Consider the following 18,070-nt stretch of genomic DNA (forward strand, 5'->3'; position numbering starts at 1 on the left):
AAATATAGTAAATTATATAGGTTTGTCAACTTTTTGAATAGCTTTGACAACTTTTAAAAGTTGTCAAAGCTGTAATTCCTCACTGCATATTCCAATACGCTACACTCCAAATTAATGTGCTTCTAACCAATTCAAGCCAACGCCCATACCTGTTTCCATTTTTACAGGGAAAGGAAGCGCATTTACCATTAATTCATTTACTTTTTCTTTCATCAATTCCAATTCTGATTTATGTACATCGAATACTAATTCATCATGCACTGTCAGAATCATACGTGATTGTAATTTTTCTTCTTTGATAAAGTTATTTACTTTAATCATCGCCAACTTAATCATGTCAGCAGCCGACCCTTGAATCGGTGCGTTTACGGCATTACGTTCAGCAAAACCACGCTCTACCATATTGTTTGAATTGATGTCACGGAGATAACGTCTTCTTCCCAAAATGGTTTCTACATACCCTTTATCACGCGCATTGATTACAGCAGTATCCATGTATCGTTTAATAGCTGGGAACTCTCGCCAATAACTATCAATAATTTCTTTGGCTTCGGTTCTGGAAATAGCAATTTGCTGTGCCAAACCAAAAGCCGAAACGCCGTATATAATACCAAAGTTTACGGTTTTGGCTTTTCTACGCATATCAGAGGTTACTTCGTCTAAACTTACATTGAATACCTTGGCTGCCGTAGTTGCATGAATATCTCGCCCTTGGTTAAAAGCTTCAATCATCGACTCGTCATTGGCAACAGCAGCCATAATACGTAATTCTATCTGCGAATAATCGGCTGAAAGAATTAAAAAATCATCATTTTTAGGAATAAATGCCTTCCTAATTTCACGACCTCGCGGTGTACGAATAGGAATATTTTGCAAATTAGGATTGGTACTTGACAAACGACCAGTAGCCGTAACAGCCTGATTGAACGAAGTATGAATACGCCCAGTTCGTGGAGAAATCATCAATGGCAGGGCATCTACATAAGTAGATTTAAGTTTTTGTAATTCTCTAAAATCCAGAATCTTACGAGCAATCTCGTGTTCAGATTCTAGTTTAGACAATACCTCCTCACCAGTCATATATTGCCCAGTCTTTGTCTTTTTTGCTTTAGGGTCAAGTTTTAATTTATCGAATAAAATCTCTCCTAATTGTTTTGGCGAGCCAATATTAAATTCTTGTCCCGCTAATTCAAACACTTTGGTTTGTACTTCCAGCATATCTTTCTCCAAAGTCTTTGACATCACTTTCAAGAAATCTATGTCCAGCTTAACGCCCTCCATTTCAATGTCACAAAGCACTTGGGTCAGAGGCATTTCTACTTCTTCCAATAGCTTTACTGCACTCGGATTTTGGGCTAGAATAGGATGCAATTTCCCTTTTAACTGTAAAGTAATATCAGCATCTTCGGCAGCGTATTCTTTGATTTTCTCAAACTCTACCTCACGCATATTGCCTTGTTTAGCACCTTTTTTACCAATCAACTCCTCAATTGAGACAGGGGTATACTGCAAGAAGTCCTCCGCCAAAATATCCATCCCATGGCGTTTTTCAGGCTCGATGATGTAATGGGCCAACATCGTATCATACGTTTTACCTTTTATCTCCACACCATATTGCGAAAGCACCATTAAATCATATTTGATATTTTGGGCAATTTTTTCAATTTTCTCATTGGTAAAAATGGGCTTAAATTCATCTACGATGGCTTGCGCCTCTTCTCTGTTTGCAGGGGTAGGTACATAATATGCTTCGCCAGTTCTGTAGGCAAACGACATTCCTACTAATTCTGCTTCTACTGCATCTACACTAGTAGTCTCGGTATCGAAACAAATTTCATCTTGCAAACTCAAAAAATGAATTAATGACTGGCGTAGTTCTGGTGTATCAATCAAATGATATTGATGTACCGTTGTATTAATTGTTGCTTTTTGATGGGATGTATTATCATCACCTTCGGTCATATCAAAAAGCTCTAATTTCTTTTCTTCCACAATACTTCCGAACAAATCAAATTGTCCAGTCGCTGTTTTTGATTTACCCGAAGCAATAGCTTTTTTCGGTTCCGTATTAACAGAAACTTGCTCAGTATTTTCTTCTCCTAATAATCTTCTGCGTAATGTTCTAAATTCTAGTTCATCTAAAAGCGGAGAAAGTAATTCTTTATTTACGTCACAAACTTTTAAATCTTCTTCATCAAAAATTACAGGTACTTCACAGTGGATAGTCGCTAATTCTTTCGATAATAATCCTTGAACTGCAAAATTTCTAACGTTTTCCTGCTGTTTTCCTTTCAGTTTATCTACGTTTTCGATAAGGTTTTCCAAAGTACCATACTCTTGAATGAGTTTCTGAGCAGTCTTCTCTCCGATTCCTGGAATCCCAGGAATATTATCGGATGCATCGCCCATCAAGCCCAAGGTATCAATCACTTGCGAAACATTCAGAATACCCCAACGGTCTAGAATCTCTTTTACACCCAGTACCTCCGCTGGTTTGCCCATAAAGGCAGGCTTATACATAAAAATACGTTCTTCAACGAGCTGACCGTAATCTTTATCGGGCGTCATCATGTAAATTTCCATATCTTCATGTTCGCGAGCAGCCCTTTTGGCAATCGTTCCGATAATATCATCGGCTTCGTAACCCTCCATGATTAACATAGGGATATTCATGGCTGCACAAAGACGTTTGATATAAGGGATGGCAATGGTAATATCTTCGGGTTGAGCCTGACGCTGAGCCTTGTAAGCTTCAAACTGAACGTGTCTGAAAGTGGGAGCAGCCGTATCAAAAGCCACACCAAGGTGCGTAGGTTTTTCCTTCGTGAGTACTTCCAACAAAGTATTAGTAAACCCAAACACCGCACTGGTATTCAGTCCTTTAGAAGTAATACGAGGAGTTTTCTGGAAAGCAAAGTGCGCACGATAAATCAAGGCCATTGCGTCGAGAAGAAATAGTTTTTTCATCTGATTGTAACGAAGAGTATATGTCTTGAAAGACAAGATTTCCTCAAAAATACCAAAATCTATTGGTTCTGTTTCACGAAGATTGAAAAGATGGTTAATATTGTGTAAATAAATGAAAAGAAGATGTTACGAAAAGTAAGAATACAGAACTTCAAGAGCCTTAAAGATGTGACGCTCGAACTCCAAAAAGTTAATCTCCTGATTGGTCCAAACAATTCGGGGAAGAGTAATTTTTTGAAAGGGTTGGAGTTTTTTACAAAAGAAGATAAAAGTATATATGACAGTACTTTACTTTTTAAGAGGAATTTGGAAAATATTTTAAGCATTTCTTTCTACATAGAAAATTATAACAAAAAAAGCTTAATAAAACTTGAAGGTACAAGTGATAAATTTGGTTTATTCGTATCAGAAGAAATTAATATAAATCTTTCTAACAAAAATTTAGAAGATACAATAGTTCTTGTTAAAAATGGGCATGATTCAATATCTTCTTATGTTGAGGAATCCAACATTTATAAACCAGACCCAAATACGTTTACAAAACTTGCGGATTTAAACTCGGCGGATAAATTATTACCTAACTGCTCAAACTTAGTTCCTTTCTTATTTAATTTAGGTCAGAATCATAAAAAGTTATTCAAAACCCTTGAGGATAATTTAGCCAAATGTATAGAGGATTTAGTTTCAATTGGTACACCAGCAGAAGGAAATAAATTAAGATTAAAGCTTTTTGATAAAGAGGATAATGATTACTGGGCAGACGAAGTTTCAGAAGGGGTTTTATACTTTCTCGCTCTTCTCTGTATTATTCATCAACCAAATCCACCCAAATTATTATTATTAGAAGAACCAGAAAAAGGTATTCATCCACGAAGAATTCATGAAATCATGAAATTTATTTTTCAATTAGTGGAAGATAAAGATATTCAGGTTATTATGACAAGTCATAACGAACATATTTTGGAAGAATTTAGCACAATGCCAGAATCAGTTTTTATTTTTGATAAAGATGAAGAAGGAGCAACTTTTGTTAAAAATCTTCAAAAAGACATTATTGAACCTAATATTGTTAAAGCAAAAGAATTTGGTATTGAACCAATTAACTATACTGATAATATTGGCGAAAATTGGTTTATGGGTCTAATGGGAGGTGTACCAGCATGAAAGAAAAATTAATCTACACCTTACTTGGCGAAGGATACGCTGAGTATGCATTTTTAGAAACCTATTTGAAAAGAGTTTTTGAAATAGAAAAACCTAATATTCAATTGGTTTCAAGCAGACAGATGAAACCGAGTGGAGGCAAATCAAGTTCATCAGTCATTCTATCGAAAATTAAAGACCATTATATTACATCTTTTATCAACAAAAATGATGTAAACCTTTTTATTGCTGGAATTGATTTAGATGAATCAGATTTTGAAGATGATATGCCTAAATATTATGGAAGAATCGAAGAAATGAAAAGTAAGTTAGGAAAGCTTTACAGTAAGTTTGAAGATAAAACTATTTTATTTGTCCCAATCCAAGCCATAGATTACTGGATTTTATACCAAAAATATCATCTAAATAAAACTTCGTCAAAAGTGTCAAGTAATTATTGGGAGTCAAAAAATAAAGATGCTGTAAAGAGAGAATTGTATAATAAATCCAATCCTGATTCCAACAAAATCGAAACAGTAGTTAAGACGATTACAGAAAAAGCAGACTTTGACGAACTAGCAAAACAATCAAAAAGCTTCAAGCTTTTCCACAACCAAGTAAAATCATTTATTGAAACACTCTAAATAAAACAACGGCTGTCCCCCTCCCAGAAACAGCCGTTATTTTTCTTTACCTCCTTTCAATACTCATCTTTCAACATCTTTACAAAATCATCTTCATAGGCTTTTAGTGCTTTTAATAATGCTTGTAATTCGTTGTATTCCGACGAGCCTTTTTTGGCATTGTAAAGTTTGTCTGCTCGTTCCGAGGCCTTTTCGTATTCAGCTTCGTTTTTAATCTTAATCATTTGATTTATCGGTAATTGTTAGTGTGTTTTTTCTTCCCAAATTTCACACAAATTTACAATAGTTTCCGTAGCTTTTTCCATATCTTGTACAGAAACCCACTCATGTTTTCCATGAAAAGCATGCTCGCCTGCAAAAATATTCGGACATGGCAATCCCATAAATGAAAGCCTTGACCCGTCCGTACCTCCTCTGATACTCATTTGTTTAGCTTCAATGCCACTTCTTTGAATAGCTTCTAAAGCATAGGTTGTTACTTGTGGTGTTTTGTCCAATACTTCCTTCATATTGCGGTATTGTTCAAATACTTCAAAGATAGCTTTTGAATGTGGATAATTCGCCAATACTGCTTCCATAATTTCTTGAAGTTTAGCTTCATGGGCATGTAATTTTTCTTCAGAAAAATCGCGGATAATAAACTCTATTGTGGCTGTTTCTACCATGCCCGAAATACCAACAGGGTGGATAAAGCCTTCCATACCTTCTGTTGTCTCTGGCGAAAGACTATCTTTTGGAAGATTAGCCACAATATCTGCTGCAATTTTTAAAGCACTTTCCATTCTGCCTTTGGCAAAACCAGGGTGTTGACTTACACCTTGAATCGTGATTTTCACACCATCAGCAGAAAAGGTTTCATCTTCTAATGAACCTAAAGTTTCGCCATCTATCGTATAGCCAAAGTCTGCTCCTAATTTCTGTAAATCTACTGCTGCTGTTCCTCTACCGATTTCTTCGTCGGGTGTAAACAAAATCTTGATAGTACCATGTGCTATAGCAGGATTATTGACTAAGTGATAAGCAGCATCCATTATTTCAGCTACACCAGCTTTGTTGTCTGCCCCTAATAAAGTAGTTCCACTAGCCGTTATGATATCGTTGCCATATTGATGTGCCAAGTCTGGATGTTCGGTCAATTTGAGGACTTGCGAATTATCATCTGGTAAGACAATATCTTGCCCTTGATAATTATAATGAATAATTGGCTTTACGCCAGCACCCGAACAGTCGGGAGAGGTATCTACGTGCGAACAAAAGCAAATGACAGGAACATTTTTGGCTGAATTACTAGGAATAGTAGCATAAACATAGCCAAATTCGTCTAAATGGGCATCTTTCACGCCCATTTCAATCAATTCCTGAACTAAAACTTTACTTAAATCCTTTTGTTTAAAGGTAGAAGGTTGAGATGAAGAATTGGGGTCAGACTGCGTATCAATTTGTACGTATCTCAAAAATCTTTCTGTCGATGTATTTTTATAATTAGTTAGCATTTAGCGTGTTTTAAATTGTCTGTTTAATTATTAAGGTATTTTATTTACAAAGGTAACAAAGGTTTAAATTTTCGTGATTAACTTGCGACGAGATTATTACAGAATATAAGGTTCTTATTGAAAAATAGAATTTTTTCAACAACTATCTAAATTTTGCAAAGAAAAACCCACTTATCCATTAGAAAGAGGATTTTTCATTTAATTTCGTATCAACAAAATAAAAACATATTTTTTCAAGATAAAGCCCAATAAATTATAGGTTATGTCAGAATTTGCAGAACTCTCGTTAGGTGACAAAAAGTATCAATTTCCTGTAATAACAGGAAGTGAAGATGAAAAAGCAATTGATATTGCCAAACTCCGTGATGAAACAGGTCATATCACCATTGATTCTGGTTATAAAAACACTGGAGCAACAAAAAGTGCTATTACGTTTTTGGACGGTGAACTAGGGATTCTTCGTTATAGAGGTTATTCTATCGAAGAATTAGCAGAAAAAGCTACTTTCTTGGAAGTTGCTTATTTGTTAATCTACGGTGAACTACCCACTACAGAGCAATATGCCGCCTTCGAAAACGAAATCAAAATGCACACCATCGTTAACGAGGATATGCGTAAAATTTTTGAAGGTTTCCCTGTAAATGCACACCCAATGGGCGTACTTTCTGCAATGGTTTGTGCAATGTCTGCTTTCTACACAGGCGACAAAGCGGGGGCTGATGAATTAAACATTATTCGTTTAATGGCTAAAATGCCTTCAATGGCTACTTGGTCTTACAAAAAGTCTCAAGGTCACCCAGTAAATTATCCTAACAACTCTTTGGATTATTGTTCAAATTTCTTGAACATGATGTTTGCTTTACCAGTTGCTCCTTACCAAGTTAATCCTGTGGTTGCGTCAGCTCTAAATAAATTATTGATTCTTCATGCTGACCACGAACAAAACTGTTCAACTTCTACAGTTCGTTTAGTAGGTTCTTCTCATGCTAGTTTATATGCTTCAATTTCGGCAGGTATCAATGCACTTTCTGGACCACTACACGGTGGTGCTAACCAAGAAGTAATTGAAATGCTTGAAGCTATCAAAGCAGATGGTGGTGATACTTCTAAGTACATTGCGATGGCGAAAGATAAAAATTCTGGTTTCCGTTTAATGGGCTTTGGTCACCGTGTTTATAAAAACTTTGACCCTCGTGCTAGAATCATCAAAAAAGCAGCAGACGATGTGTTAGCAGCTTTAGGTATCAATGATCCAGTATTGAAAATTGCTTCAGAATTAGAAGCAGCAGCTTTGAGCGACGAATACTTCGTAGCACGTAAGTTATATCCAAACGTAGATTTTTACTCAGGTATCATTTACCGTGCTTTAGGTATCCCAACTGATATGTTTACAGTAATGTTTGCAATTGGTCGTCTTCCGGGTTGGATTGCTCAATGGAAAGAAATGAAAGCTAACAAAGAGCCTATCGGTCGCCCACGCCAAGTATATGTAGGTGCTACTGAACGTGCTTATGTTAATCTTGCTGAGAGAAAATAGTTTTTCTTGATAGATATAATGAAAGAGGTGTTTTGCGATAAGTGAGACACCTTTTTTGATTTTATTGACTTTGAAAAAATTAACTGGTCTTAGGTTTTCCTAAGACCTCAAATTAAAAGAGCGTCTCGCTCAAAAGAAACACTATTCATGGCATGACTTTGCCTGTTTTATCATACTTACCAATTACTTGCAAGTCATGCCATGAGTAACAAGTATTATATTTTGTGTGCTACAGACTATCGTTTATGAATTTCCTAAAATTCAAAGAACATCTCACCTAAAAACATTCCTAGCTAATTCTTAGAACGAGCAAATGCTCTATGTGGTTTTAGGTATTAGGAAATCCTAAGACCAGTACTTGAACCAATGAGGGAATACAGCCTTTTTTTATTAGATTTGTTAAAATCTAAAATCCTTCATCAATCATGAAAAAAACGCTACTATTTTTAGTTTTACTATTATCTCACCTATCCTTTGCACAGAGAGGTAAGGAGAAAATTTTGGTTACCGATATGACCAAAATCAAACAAGCTGGCAATGTATCTATCTCGCCCGATGGCAAAAGAGCTATTTATGTATTAAGAACCAACGAAGGTAGCGAAACCGACAAATTAGACTTTGATTATCGCTCGCACTTATGGCTTACTGACTTCCAAACCGTTAAACAGTTAACTCGCGGTACTGAAAGTGTTGATGGTGCTACATGGTCGGCAGATAGCAAACAGATTACTTTTGCTAGGAACGTAAAAGGGAAATCGCAAATATTTATTATGCCCTTAGACGGCGGAGAGGCATATCAATTAACAGACTTTAAATACGGCGCTAACAATCCCCAATGGTCGCCAGACGGCTCTAAGATTCTCTTTTCAATAAGCGTTACTTTCTCTGATATTCTGAAAGATTCCTTATTGAATCCTAGCAAAAAACTTCCTTCATGGTCGATTGAAAAAGCCGGTTTTAAAAACAACGATTTCTTGAAAGGTGATAAAAAGATTAAAGCTAATCCAAATGGAAGCATCGAAGAAATCAGAGCTTATCTTGAAAAAGATGTGGAAGATAAAAAAGCGAAAGTTATTAACCGTCTGAATTTTCAAGGAGAATCTACTACTGAACCTGAAATTCGTTTTAGCTTATTGTTTGTGATTGATGCGAAAGAAGGAGCAAAACCAGTGCAGATTACAAAAGGCTTCTGGTCGTATAGTGGTGGAACGTGGTCGGCTGATAGTAAGAAAGTATATGCTTCGAGCGGTAGAGATAGTTTGCAACACCCCGACCGTGAGCTTAATTCAGCTATTGTGTTACTAACCGCTGATGGTTCGGATTCAAAACAACTTATTGCTGAAAAAGGTATTTCGTATAGTGGTGCTACGCCATCACCCGATGGAAAATTGTTGATTGCTACGATGTCGAAAACAGATTGGTTAGGATTCAATCAAATTATTTTAGCCAATGCTGACGGTACGAATAAAACCAATGTAGTATTTGATAGGGCTGCCAATAATTTTGAATGGACAGACGACAGTAAGTATGTTTATTTTACGGCAAGCTCAAACGGGGGTACTCCTATCTATCGATTAGATGTTCAAAGCAAGAAAATAGAACGACTAAGCGATTTTGATTCGGGCATTAGCGGTTTTGACATCTCAAAAGAACGTATCGTTTTTGCAAAAACAGAAGTAAAAAATCCTTCTGAATTATATACTGCTGATGTATTGATGAAAAACGCCATCAAATTAAGTGCGCATAATGATGAATGGCTACAAAATAAAGCCTTGAGTTTCCCTGAGAAAAGGGTTTACAAAAACTCTAAGGGACAGTCGGTAGAATACTGGATTATGAAGCCTAGTAACTATGAAGCTGGTAAAAAATATCCTTTATTGTTAAACATGCATGGTGGACCAACGGCGATGTGGGGACCAGGCGAAGGCTCGATGTGGCATGAATTTCAATATTTCTGTGCACAAGGCTATGGACTTGTTTATGCTAATCCAAGAGGTTCTGGGGGATACGGGAAAGATTTCCAGTTTTCAAATTATCAAGATTGGGGTAAAGGGCCTACGGAAGATGTATTAGCTGCTGCAAGCGATGCTGCTAAAGAAAGTTGGGCGGATACTTCTAAACAGGTAATCACAGGAGGTTCGTATGCTGGTTATTTAACAGCATGGATTATTTCGCACGACCACCGTTTTAAAGCTGCCTTTGCACAAAGAGGGGTTTATGAACTATCTACCTTTATGGGTGAAGGTAACGCGTGGCGACTAACGCCTAATTATTTCGGGGGTTATCCTTGGGAAGAAAATATCAAACCTATCTTAGCACGGGAATCTCCTTATACGTATGTCGATAAAATCAAAACGCCGTTTTTAATCAAGCATGGTGAAAATGATTTAAGAACTGGCGTCATACAATCTGAAATGATGTATAAATCATTAAAGATTATGGGTAAAGAAGTAGAATATGTACGAATGCCAGGAGGTACACACGAGCTTTCGAGGTCGGGGAATGTTCGTCAGAAAATTGATAGAATGCTTAGAATTTATGAATTCTTTGAAAGATATATCGGGACAAAGTAAGCAAATGAGTATTTTTTACTATAGAAATGGGGAAAATCATGTTGATTTTCCCCATTTCTTTTTTGCCCATCTATTCCTTAATAGACGTATAGATATGCAATCGTGTAAAAAATGCCACACATTAAAGGAATTACCAAGATGGAATAGGTTTTTTCTATATCTCTACATCAAACAGAAGAATAATATTTCTATCTCTTCATTAAAATTATTAAAATATGAAAAAGCTATTTTTAACATTCGCCATCCTTGCTACGGCTTTAGTTGCTACAACTCAGAAAGCTGCTGCACAATTCTCATTAGGTATTCATGGTTCATATTTCGCTCCAGATGCTAAAGATGCTAAGGGTCTTTATGGTGGTGGTTTACAAGCAAAAGTATTTGTAACTGAACAATTTGCGGTGGGTGTGGGTGTAAAATCTATCCAAGAAGAATTCAAAGGCACTGGCTACGAGTTCACAAATACCATTATTCCTGTTACAGGGATGCTTGAATACTATTTAACAACAGGTGTTGTTCGTCCATATATTGGTGCAGAAGCAGGTGTTTTTACTTCAAAAGTAAAAGGAAATGTATTAGGTGTAAGTTCTGAGAGTAGTTCTTCAAAATTCGGAGCCGCTCCAAAATTTGGTATCGCTATTCCAATCGGTAATCTAGGTATTTTTGCTGAAGGTACTTACAACTTTATCTTCGATAACAAAAACGGAAATGATAATGGCTCACCTACAAATGCAGACTTTAGTACTTCTTCTAAATTCTTCATGGTAAATGCAGGTTTGACTTTCGGATTCGGAGGAAAATAATTCAAATGATTAGTTTTAATCATAAAAAAATGCTTCGCCGAACAGCGAAGCATTTTTTTTATTCTTTTACTGGTAAACTCATCGGTCTGGTAGCGGTTGAATCCAACCTAAACCTTCCTTCTGAATCTCTGACAACCATCATATACATTGGTTTTCTGCTTAATAACACATCAACCATTGATATTTGTTGAGTACTGTCTATACCCATTGGTATTTCATCTTCCTCTTCATTCAAACTCACAACACCATCACCAAAAGAGAGTACTTTAATCTTAACTGAGGCTGTTCCTATGCCTATTAACCCTAAATCTTTAGCCGCAGCATAAGAAACATCCAAAACTCTTCCTCTACTATGTGGCCCTCTGTCGTTTACTTTCACTACCGTCACCAAACCATTTGAAGGATTGGTTACTTCTAATAAAGTACCAAATGGAAGGTATTTGTGTGCAGCTGTTCTGCGAGTGGCTTTGTAGCGTTGACCGCTTGAAGTTTTTCGCCCTTCGAACTTACTAGCATAATACGAAATCTTTCCATGTAAAGTCTTCTTAGGTTTGGAAGGAGTTGATAAACTAGTAATTGTGGCTGTAAAAAGCAGGAAAACTGTTTTTAAAATCATAATAACATATTTAGAAACCTACCGCAAAAGCCTAGCGATGTAGTACAATTGATATTGAAAAAGATTATATCAAATCGTTTTACAATAAGGGTTTCGTGAAACAATCATTTAATATTCAGATACGCTACCGTTAACTTAAACCTTAAAAAATTGCAAAAAAAATTCACCAAATACTATTTCTTTAAATACCATTTGTTAAATCAAGGGTGCAATTTACACTTTTTTATCCAAAATTCGGATGTATAGACCATGACAATCCTTAACAAGTATCAAGGCTAAATGTATAAAATCAGGTTAATATCTTAATTTCTCAACTATTTTCACTGTACCCCTTACTCCTATTCCACTTGTAAATTAGCTGATTATCAACACTTTTCAAATTTTCAAGCAATAATTCTCTTAAACTGTCCACCTATAGCCTATCTTTTATGAAGTTTTCTTATTAAATTTTCAATATTTTGCTAGTTTAACAAACATTAACAAAGAATCACCAAGGTATATTTATTAAAAAAGAGGTTTCGCTATCAACGAAACCTCCTCAAAATTTCTCTTCATCTATTCGTTACTACAAAGCTCCTGCTTTTATTTCTTCTACTACTGCTGGGTCTAACAAAGTAGAAGTATCCCCCAAATTATTGGTTTCTCCTTCGGCTACTTTTCTTAGAATCCTTCTCATGATTTTTCCAGAGCGTGTTTTTGGCAAACCACTTACAAATTGTATTTTATCTGGCTTGGCGATAGGCCCAATTACACGAGTTACAGTCGCCAAAATATCTCTACGCGTTAAGTCTGAATCATCCCCTTGAACTTTTTCGCAAATGACATACGCGTAAATACCTTGTCCTTTAATATCGTGTGGATACCCTACTACCGCAGACTCAACCACTCCCAAGTGCATATTAATCGCATTTTCTACCTCTGCCGTACCAATTCTATGTCCCGATACATTGATTACATCATCCACACGTCCCGTAATTCTGTAATATCCATCTTCATCACGCATACAGCCATCGCCTGTAAAATAAAGATTTTTATAGGTAGAAAAATACGTTTGGATACAACGCTCATGGTCGCCATAGGTAGTACGAATAATCCCTGGCCATGGGAACTTGATACATAAATTACCCGAAACGCCATTGCCTGTTATCTCCTCTCCTTTTTCATCCACCAAAATTGGTTGCACCCCTGGCAAAGGCAACGTAGCATAAGCTGGCTTTGTTTTGGTAACGCCCGCAATCGGTGAAATCAAAATACCGCCTGTTTCGGTTTGCCACCAAGTATCTACAATCGGACATTTGCCTTTACCGATATTTTCGTTGTACCAATTCCAAGCTTCTTCGTTGATTGGCTCTCCTACTGAACCTAATACTTTTAACGAACTTAAATCTTTTCCGTTGACATAGTCTAACCCAAAGCCCATCAATGAACGAATGGCTGTTGGTGCTGTATATAAAATATCAACTTTGTGCTTATCAATTACATCCCAAAAACGACCCGCATCTGGGTAAGTTGGTACGCCTTCAAACATTAAAGAGGTTGCCCCGTGGCACAATGGACCATAAACGATGTATGAGTGACCAGTAATCCAACCAATATCTGCCGTACAAAAATGAACCTGACCTTGCTGATATTGAAAAACATTGGCAAACGTATAGGTAGCATATACCATATAGCCTCCACAAGTATGTACTACGCCTTTAGGCTTGCCTGTTGAACCAGAGGTATAAAGGATAAATAACATATCCTCTGCATCCATTTCTTCTGCTGGACAATCAGACGATACCGTTTTTACTTCATTTTCCCACCAAACGTCACGTCCTTTCAACATTGAAACTGGTGTGCGTGTACGGGTAGAAACAATTACTTTTTGAACGGATGGACATTGAATTAAGGCATCATCTACGGTAGATTTCAGGCCTATTTCTTTATTTCCTCTGAACGAACCGTCGGAAGTAATGACAATATTACATTGTGCATCGTTGATACGGTCGGCGATTGATTGTGCTGAAAAACCTCCGAAAACGACTGAGTGGATTGCTCCGATTCTCGCACAAGCTAATACTGCAATAGCCAATTCTGGAATCATTGGCATGTATATACAAATTCTATCTCCTTTTTTAGCACCGTGCTTCTTCAACACGTTGGCAAACTGACAAACTCTTTGATGAAGCATTTTGTAAGTAAGCGTCACGGATTCCTCATTAGGGTCGTTAGATTCCCAGATGATAGCCGCTTGGTCTCCACGGGTTGCCAAATGACGATCAAGCGCATTCTCAGTAATATTCATTTTACCGCCAGCAAACCATTTTGTAGTGGCTGTTGTAAAATCCCATTCCAATGTTTTTTTCCAAGGTTTACGCCATTGAAAATTTTGAGCGATTTCTGCCCAAAAACCTTCAGGGTCTGTTACTGACTGATTATATGCTGATTCGTAATCTTCAAAAGAGCTAATTTGTAAATTCATCATTAATTTGGATATATAAATTGTATGATATTGACTCGCTTCAGAATTTAATATTTTCTACCGTAAAAGTACAAGACATTTTTTTTATTCAAATACACTTTTCTAGGTTTTACGCTAAAATAATATAGCTATTCTTACTAAACAAAGTATAGTTTTTTGATTGATATTTTGAACTTTTACCATAAAAGTATCTTATTTTGCTTAAAAAGCTATCAATGGTGTATCTATAAGGTAAAATACAAAATCTTGCAAGCATCAGTACATTACTCTCTCTTAATTTGAGACAATCCCTAATGCCAAAGTATTGATTTTAGCCACTAATGTTCTTGTTGAAAACGGTTTTGAGACATACAAATCTGCACCAGTCAGGTACCCTTTTTCAATATCTGCTTCTTTGTTTTTGGCACTTAAGAATACAATTTTGATATGCTGAAACCGAATGCTTTCTTTGATAATTCTACATACTTCATACCCATCTACACGGGGCATCATAATATCTAATAGAATAATAGAAGGTACTTCTTTTTCAATAATTTCTAAGGCTTCAGAGCCATCACGTGCAATAAAAACACTGTAGCCTTCTTTCTTCATTAAAAATTCTAAAGACATCAAAATGCTAGGTTCATCATCAACGATTAATACTTTTATTATCTTTTTCATATCTTTATTTCAATAGTATATGTGATTATTATTGATGGGTAAGCTAAACAACCGAAATCATAAAAGTGAATTTCGCACCCTTTCCGACTTCACTTTCTACCCAAATTTCTCCGTTATGTAACTCTACAATCTTTTTAGAAATTGCCAACCCTAAGCCACTCCCGATTGGTTTTTTAATGGTTTGGTCTTCTGCTTGAAAAAACTTATCAAAAATCAACCGTTGAGAATGCTTGTCAATTCCAGCACCATTGTCTTGCACACTGATGTAAATATTGTTGTCAGCGTAATGGGTAGCTAATATAATTTCTCCTTTTTGTGGTTCGCAATATTTAACAGCATTCGATAAAAGATTGACCATTACTTGAATTAGTTTATCTTTATCAGCCTTGAACTTTGGTGCAAAACGGTCAGGAATAAAAACAACCTTTATTTCCTTCTCTTTGGCTTGTTGGTATAGGGCATCGATAGAATCTTTTACAATCTCTTGAATATCAACATCTTCTAAAATCAGCTTTTGCTTACCTGATTCGTATTTTTCTAAATCCAACACTTGATTGATTAGCCTGCTGAGTCTGTCGGATTCCTTTACTACGGTGCTTAAAAAATGTTCCCGTTCCTCCAAGTCCATATCAGGATTATCATAAACAATTTCTGATAATGCCCTGATAGAAGTAAGTGGTGTCCTGATTTCATGGGCAACAGTTGATAAAAAATCGTCTTTGAGTTTATCTGTCTTTTGCAGTATCTCGTTGGCTTCTTTTAGTTCAGTGGTGGCTCTTTCTAACGCGACAGATTTTCTTTTTAGTTCTTTGTTGGCTGATAATAAACTTTGTGATGATTTCAAGATTCTAATTACTTCTTCTGTCGAAATACTTTCTTCTTTTGAAACCGACGAAATCATCATTCTCGCCGAAGCCGTTCCTACAATCCCTGCTAACAGTTTTTCAACATAAGTCACAATTTGTGGGTCAACCTTCGTATTAATCAGCCTAATTTTATGTTTCTGGGCATAGAGATTCAATATTTTCTCTGCTCTTTTTTCCCCCAGAAAATTACTCAATAACGATTGAATGTCTGATAAATGAGCCGTTCCTCGCCAAATCGTTGGGTTTTCTACTTGCTCTGAATATTCAAAAATATCTACAAAAATTACTGCCTGATTATGCTCTATCGAACTAACATGACTATTGATGGAGAAATAAACATAACAGAAAATATTCAATAGTAAGCTCCAGAACAACCCATGTGAAATACTATCCATGCCTTCTAAACCAAACAATGAATATGGTTTCAAGGCCGAAAAGCCCATCAATCCCATTTCGACAATTGATTCTGGCAGAAAACCAGCCCTCACCATCGACGGGACTACTAAGGTATAAAACCAAAAAAATGTGCCTACTAATAACCCTATTAAAGCTCCTTTTTTAGTAGCATTTTTCCAAAAAATTCCGCCTATAATGGCAGGTCCAAATTGTGATACCGCAGCAAAAGACACCATTCCGTTGGAAACCAACGAGTAATGTTCGGCAATGGTTTTGTAATATAGGTAGGCTAACAGTAAAATCAAGATAATTGACGCACGACGGATGTATTTTACTAAAGCACTTAAATTCCCTGCAAACCTGTCTTGCAAAGTTGTTTTCTTGAGTATCACTGGCATGACGATATTGTTGGAAATCATCACGCTCAGGGCGATGGTTTCTACAATAATCATACTAGTGGCTGCCGAAAACCCACCTATGTAGGTAAGGAGGGTAATAAAATCTTGGTTGAATTTCAGCGGAATCGCTAACACGTAGCCATCAGAATTTACTACATGATTGGGAAATAGCAATGCCCCACCCATGGCTATGGGTATCACAAAAATATTGATTAACAATAAATACAAAGGAAAAAGCCAAAGGGCTTTATTGAGGTGTTTTTCATCAACGTTTTCTACGACTGCTACTTGAAACTGGCGTGGTAAAAACATGATGGCCATCATGGATAACAATAAATGCCAAAACCAACCCGAAGTATCCTGTTGGGCATCTATGACAAAAACTTTCTGTAAGGCAGGGACTTTTGATGCTTTTTGAAAAATATCTCCTAAACCATCAAAAATAACATAGCTGACAAAAATTCCTACTATCAAAAAAGCGACTAGCTTAATGATAGACTCTACCGCAATGGCTGTTACCATGCCCTCATGACGTTCCGTAGAGTCGATAGTACGAGTACCAAAGATGATGGTAAAAACGGATAGTACGATAGTAATATAAAAGGCTAAATCATTTGCGAAAAAACCTTGGCTACTGATTTCACCAGAGGCTTCGGCTACAATTAGGAAACTATTTGAAATGGCTTTTAGCTGAATAGCAATGTAGGGCAAAATGCCTAAAATACAGATTATGGTTACGATGACGCCCAAGGTAGCATTTTTGCCATAGCGTGATGAAATGAAATCGGCGATAGAAGTAATCCGCTGAATTTTACAAATCCTGATAATTTTACGAAGGACTATCCACCAAAGGGGCATCATTAAAGATGGTCCGATGAACACCGTTACGAACTCAATGCCATTAGTTACTGCCCTACCTACTGAGCCATAGAATGTCCATGCCGTACAATAAACTGCTAGAGATAAGGCATAAATATAGGGATTGTTGACAATACTTTTGCCTTTAGCAGAACGTTGTTCAGCCCAATAAGCTACTCCGAAAAGGAAAACCAGATAGAGCAGAGAGGTTAATATCAATACTGCACTATTCATCTTTATTAATTTCTTGCTCTTTGTTGCGGACGCTCCAATAAATGATGATGATGAATAATACCCAAATAGAAAAGAAATAGAAGTAAAGTGTAGGGATACCATTAATCTTTGTGTCGTGATTGACAATTGAAAGAATAGGGAAATTAAAGAGAATTGTAAACACAACTCCTAAAACCAAAAGTTTTTGATTCTTTAATTTCTCTTTCATGATAAACGATAAGGTCTTTGACATCAGACCTTAATTTTATCACAATTTAAGGTAAAAATTTAACTCTTCTTAGAAAGAGATAACTATAGTTGGTAAAATATTATACACAATCACTTTAATAGAAATATCTAAACAAAAAAAATATGAATCATTTTGATTTTCAATTAAAATAGAGAGGTTTAATAAGCCTCATAGAGGCGATATATCGGTAGC

At 36.3% G+C, this 18,070-nt stretch carries 13 protein-coding genes; 5 read left to right on the plus strand and 8 right to left on the minus strand.

From position 1 onward, the window contains the following. Positions 1–111: 111 nt before the first annotated feature. Positions 112–2,967 (minus strand): DNA polymerase I, encoded by a 2,856-nt coding sequence (gene polA / locus AC07N0_RS00265; RefSeq protein ID WP_494587675.1) that lies wholly within the window; start codon positions 2,965–2,967, stop codon positions 112–114. Between the two features lie 123 nt (positions 2,968–3,090). On the opposite strand from polA, the gene AC07N0_RS00270 reads away from it, so the two are divergent. Together AC07N0_RS00270 and AC07N0_RS00275 are read left to right on the plus strand one after the other, a co-directional pair. Next, the gene (locus AC07N0_RS00270; protein ID WP_494587676.1) at positions 3,091–4,131 is read left to right on the plus strand and encodes an AAA family ATPase; all 1,041 of its coding nucleotides are present in this window, start codon (positions 3,091–3,093) and stop codon (positions 4,129–4,131) included. Continuing rightward, positions 4,128–4,754, plus strand: a complete 627-nt coding sequence (locus AC07N0_RS00275; RefSeq protein WP_494587677.1) for a hypothetical protein — start codon at positions 4,128–4,130, stop codon at positions 4,752–4,754. The genes AC07N0_RS00270 and AC07N0_RS00275 overlap by 4 nt, the downstream gene beginning before the upstream one ends. A 56-nt stretch (positions 4,755–4,810) precedes the next feature. Here AC07N0_RS00275 and AC07N0_RS00280 read toward each other — a convergent pair whose 3' ends face one another. Beyond that, on the minus strand, positions 4,811–4,978 hold the full coding sequence (locus AC07N0_RS00280) for a hypothetical protein (protein ID WP_309914503.1): 168 nt from the start codon (positions 4,976–4,978) through the stop codon (positions 4,811–4,813). 18 nt (positions 4,979–4,996) lie between these two features. Continuing rightward, positions 4,997–6,247, minus strand: a complete 1,251-nt coding sequence (gene pepT / locus AC07N0_RS00285; protein ID WP_494587678.1) for a peptidase T — start codon at positions 6,245–6,247, stop codon at positions 4,997–4,999. Positions 6,248–6,509: 262 nt separating this feature from the next. Here pepT and AC07N0_RS00290 point away from each other — a divergent pair, with 262 nt between their 5' ends. The 3 genes from AC07N0_RS00290 to AC07N0_RS00300 all read left to right on the plus strand — a co-directional run bounded on the left by AC07N0_RS00290 (position 6,510) and on the right by AC07N0_RS00300 (position 11,157). Continuing rightward, the gene (locus tag AC07N0_RS00290; RefSeq protein ID WP_494587679.1) at positions 6,510–7,784 is read left to right on the plus strand and encodes a citrate synthase; all 1,275 of its coding nucleotides are present in this window, start codon (positions 6,510–6,512) and stop codon (positions 7,782–7,784) included. A 425-nt stretch (positions 7,785–8,209) separates the two neighbouring features. Next, positions 8,210–10,357: a S9 family peptidase gene (locus AC07N0_RS00295; RefSeq protein WP_494587680.1), complete on the plus strand. Its 2,148-nt coding sequence runs from the start codon at positions 8,210–8,212 to the stop codon at positions 10,355–10,357. A 215-nt stretch (positions 10,358–10,572) separates the two neighbouring features. Further along, a complete protein-coding gene (locus AC07N0_RS00300; RefSeq protein WP_494587681.1) occupies positions 10,573–11,157 on the plus strand; it encodes a hypothetical protein in 585 nt (194 codons plus the stop codon). A gap of 58 nt (positions 11,158–11,215) precedes the next feature. On the opposite strand, the gene AC07N0_RS00305 is transcribed toward AC07N0_RS00300, so the two are convergent. The 5 genes from AC07N0_RS00305 to AC07N0_RS00325 form a co-directional block, all read right to left on the minus strand. Then, the gene (locus AC07N0_RS00305) at positions 11,216–11,773 is read right to left on the minus strand and encodes a septal ring lytic transglycosylase RlpA family protein (protein WP_492800238.1); all 558 of its coding nucleotides are present in this window, start codon (positions 11,771–11,773) and stop codon (positions 11,216–11,218) included. Positions 11,774–12,338: 565 nt separating this feature from the next. Further along, entirely contained in the window at positions 12,339–14,252 is a 1,914-nt protein-coding gene (gene acs / locus AC07N0_RS00310) for an acetate--CoA ligase (protein ID WP_492803609.1), read from the minus strand. Positions 14,253–14,510: 258 nt separating this feature from the next. After that, positions 14,511–14,897: a response regulator gene (locus AC07N0_RS00315; RefSeq protein ID WP_309914481.1), complete on the minus strand. Its 387-nt coding sequence runs from the start codon at positions 14,895–14,897 to the stop codon at positions 14,511–14,513. Positions 14,898–14,940: 43 nt separating this feature from the next. Beyond that, positions 14,941–17,649: an ATP-binding protein gene (locus AC07N0_RS00320; RefSeq protein ID WP_494587682.1), complete on the minus strand. Its 2,709-nt coding sequence runs from the start codon at positions 17,647–17,649 to the stop codon at positions 14,941–14,943. After that, entirely contained in the window at positions 17,642–17,881 is a 240-nt protein-coding gene (locus tag AC07N0_RS00325; RefSeq protein WP_494587683.1) for a hypothetical protein, read from the minus strand. The genes AC07N0_RS00320 and AC07N0_RS00325 overlap by 8 nt, the downstream gene beginning before the upstream one ends. Positions 17,882–18,070 lie beyond the last annotated feature (189 nt).

This window comes from Arcicella sp. GW821-FHT09D11, assembly GCF_059416265.1.

Coding starts and splice junctions, on each gene's coding strand:
- polA (WP_494587675.1), bottom strand. CDS start 2,967: ATGAAAAAACTATTTCTTCTCGACGCAATGGCCTTGATTTATCGTGCG.
- AC07N0_RS00290 (WP_494587679.1), top strand. CDS start 6,510: ATGTCAGAATTTGCAGAACTCTCGTTAGGTGACAAAAAGTATCAATTT.
- AC07N0_RS00300 (WP_494587681.1), top strand. CDS start 10,573: ATGAAAAAGCTATTTTTAACATTCGCCATCCTTGCTACGGCTTTAGTT.
- AC07N0_RS00325 (WP_494587683.1), bottom strand. CDS start 17,881: ATGTCAAAGACCTTATCGTTTATCATGAAAGAGAAATTAAAGAATCAA.
- AC07N0_RS00275 (WP_494587677.1), top strand. CDS start 4,128: ATGAAAGAAAAATTAATCTACACCTTACTTGGCGAAGGATACGCTGAG.
- AC07N0_RS00295 (WP_494587680.1), top strand. CDS start 8,210: ATGAAAAAAACGCTACTATTTTTAGTTTTACTATTATCTCACCTATCC.
- AC07N0_RS00315 (WP_309914481.1), bottom strand. CDS start 14,897: ATGAAAAAGATAATAAAAGTATTAATCGTTGATGATGAACCTAGCATT.
- AC07N0_RS00280 (WP_309914503.1), bottom strand. CDS start 4,978: ATGATTAAGATTAAAAACGAAGCTGAATACGAAAAGGCCTCGGAACGA.
- pepT (WP_494587678.1), bottom strand. CDS start 6,247: ATGCTAACTAATTATAAAAATACATCGACAGAAAGATTTTTGAGATAC.
- AC07N0_RS00270 (WP_494587676.1), top strand. CDS start 3,091: ATGTTACGAAAAGTAAGAATACAGAACTTCAAGAGCCTTAAAGATGTG.
- AC07N0_RS00320 (WP_494587682.1), bottom strand. CDS start 17,649: ATGAATAGTGCAGTATTGATATTAACCTCTCTGCTCTATCTGGTTTTC.
- AC07N0_RS00305 (WP_492800238.1), bottom strand. CDS start 11,773: ATGATTTTAAAAACAGTTTTCCTGCTTTTTACAGCCACAATTACTAGT.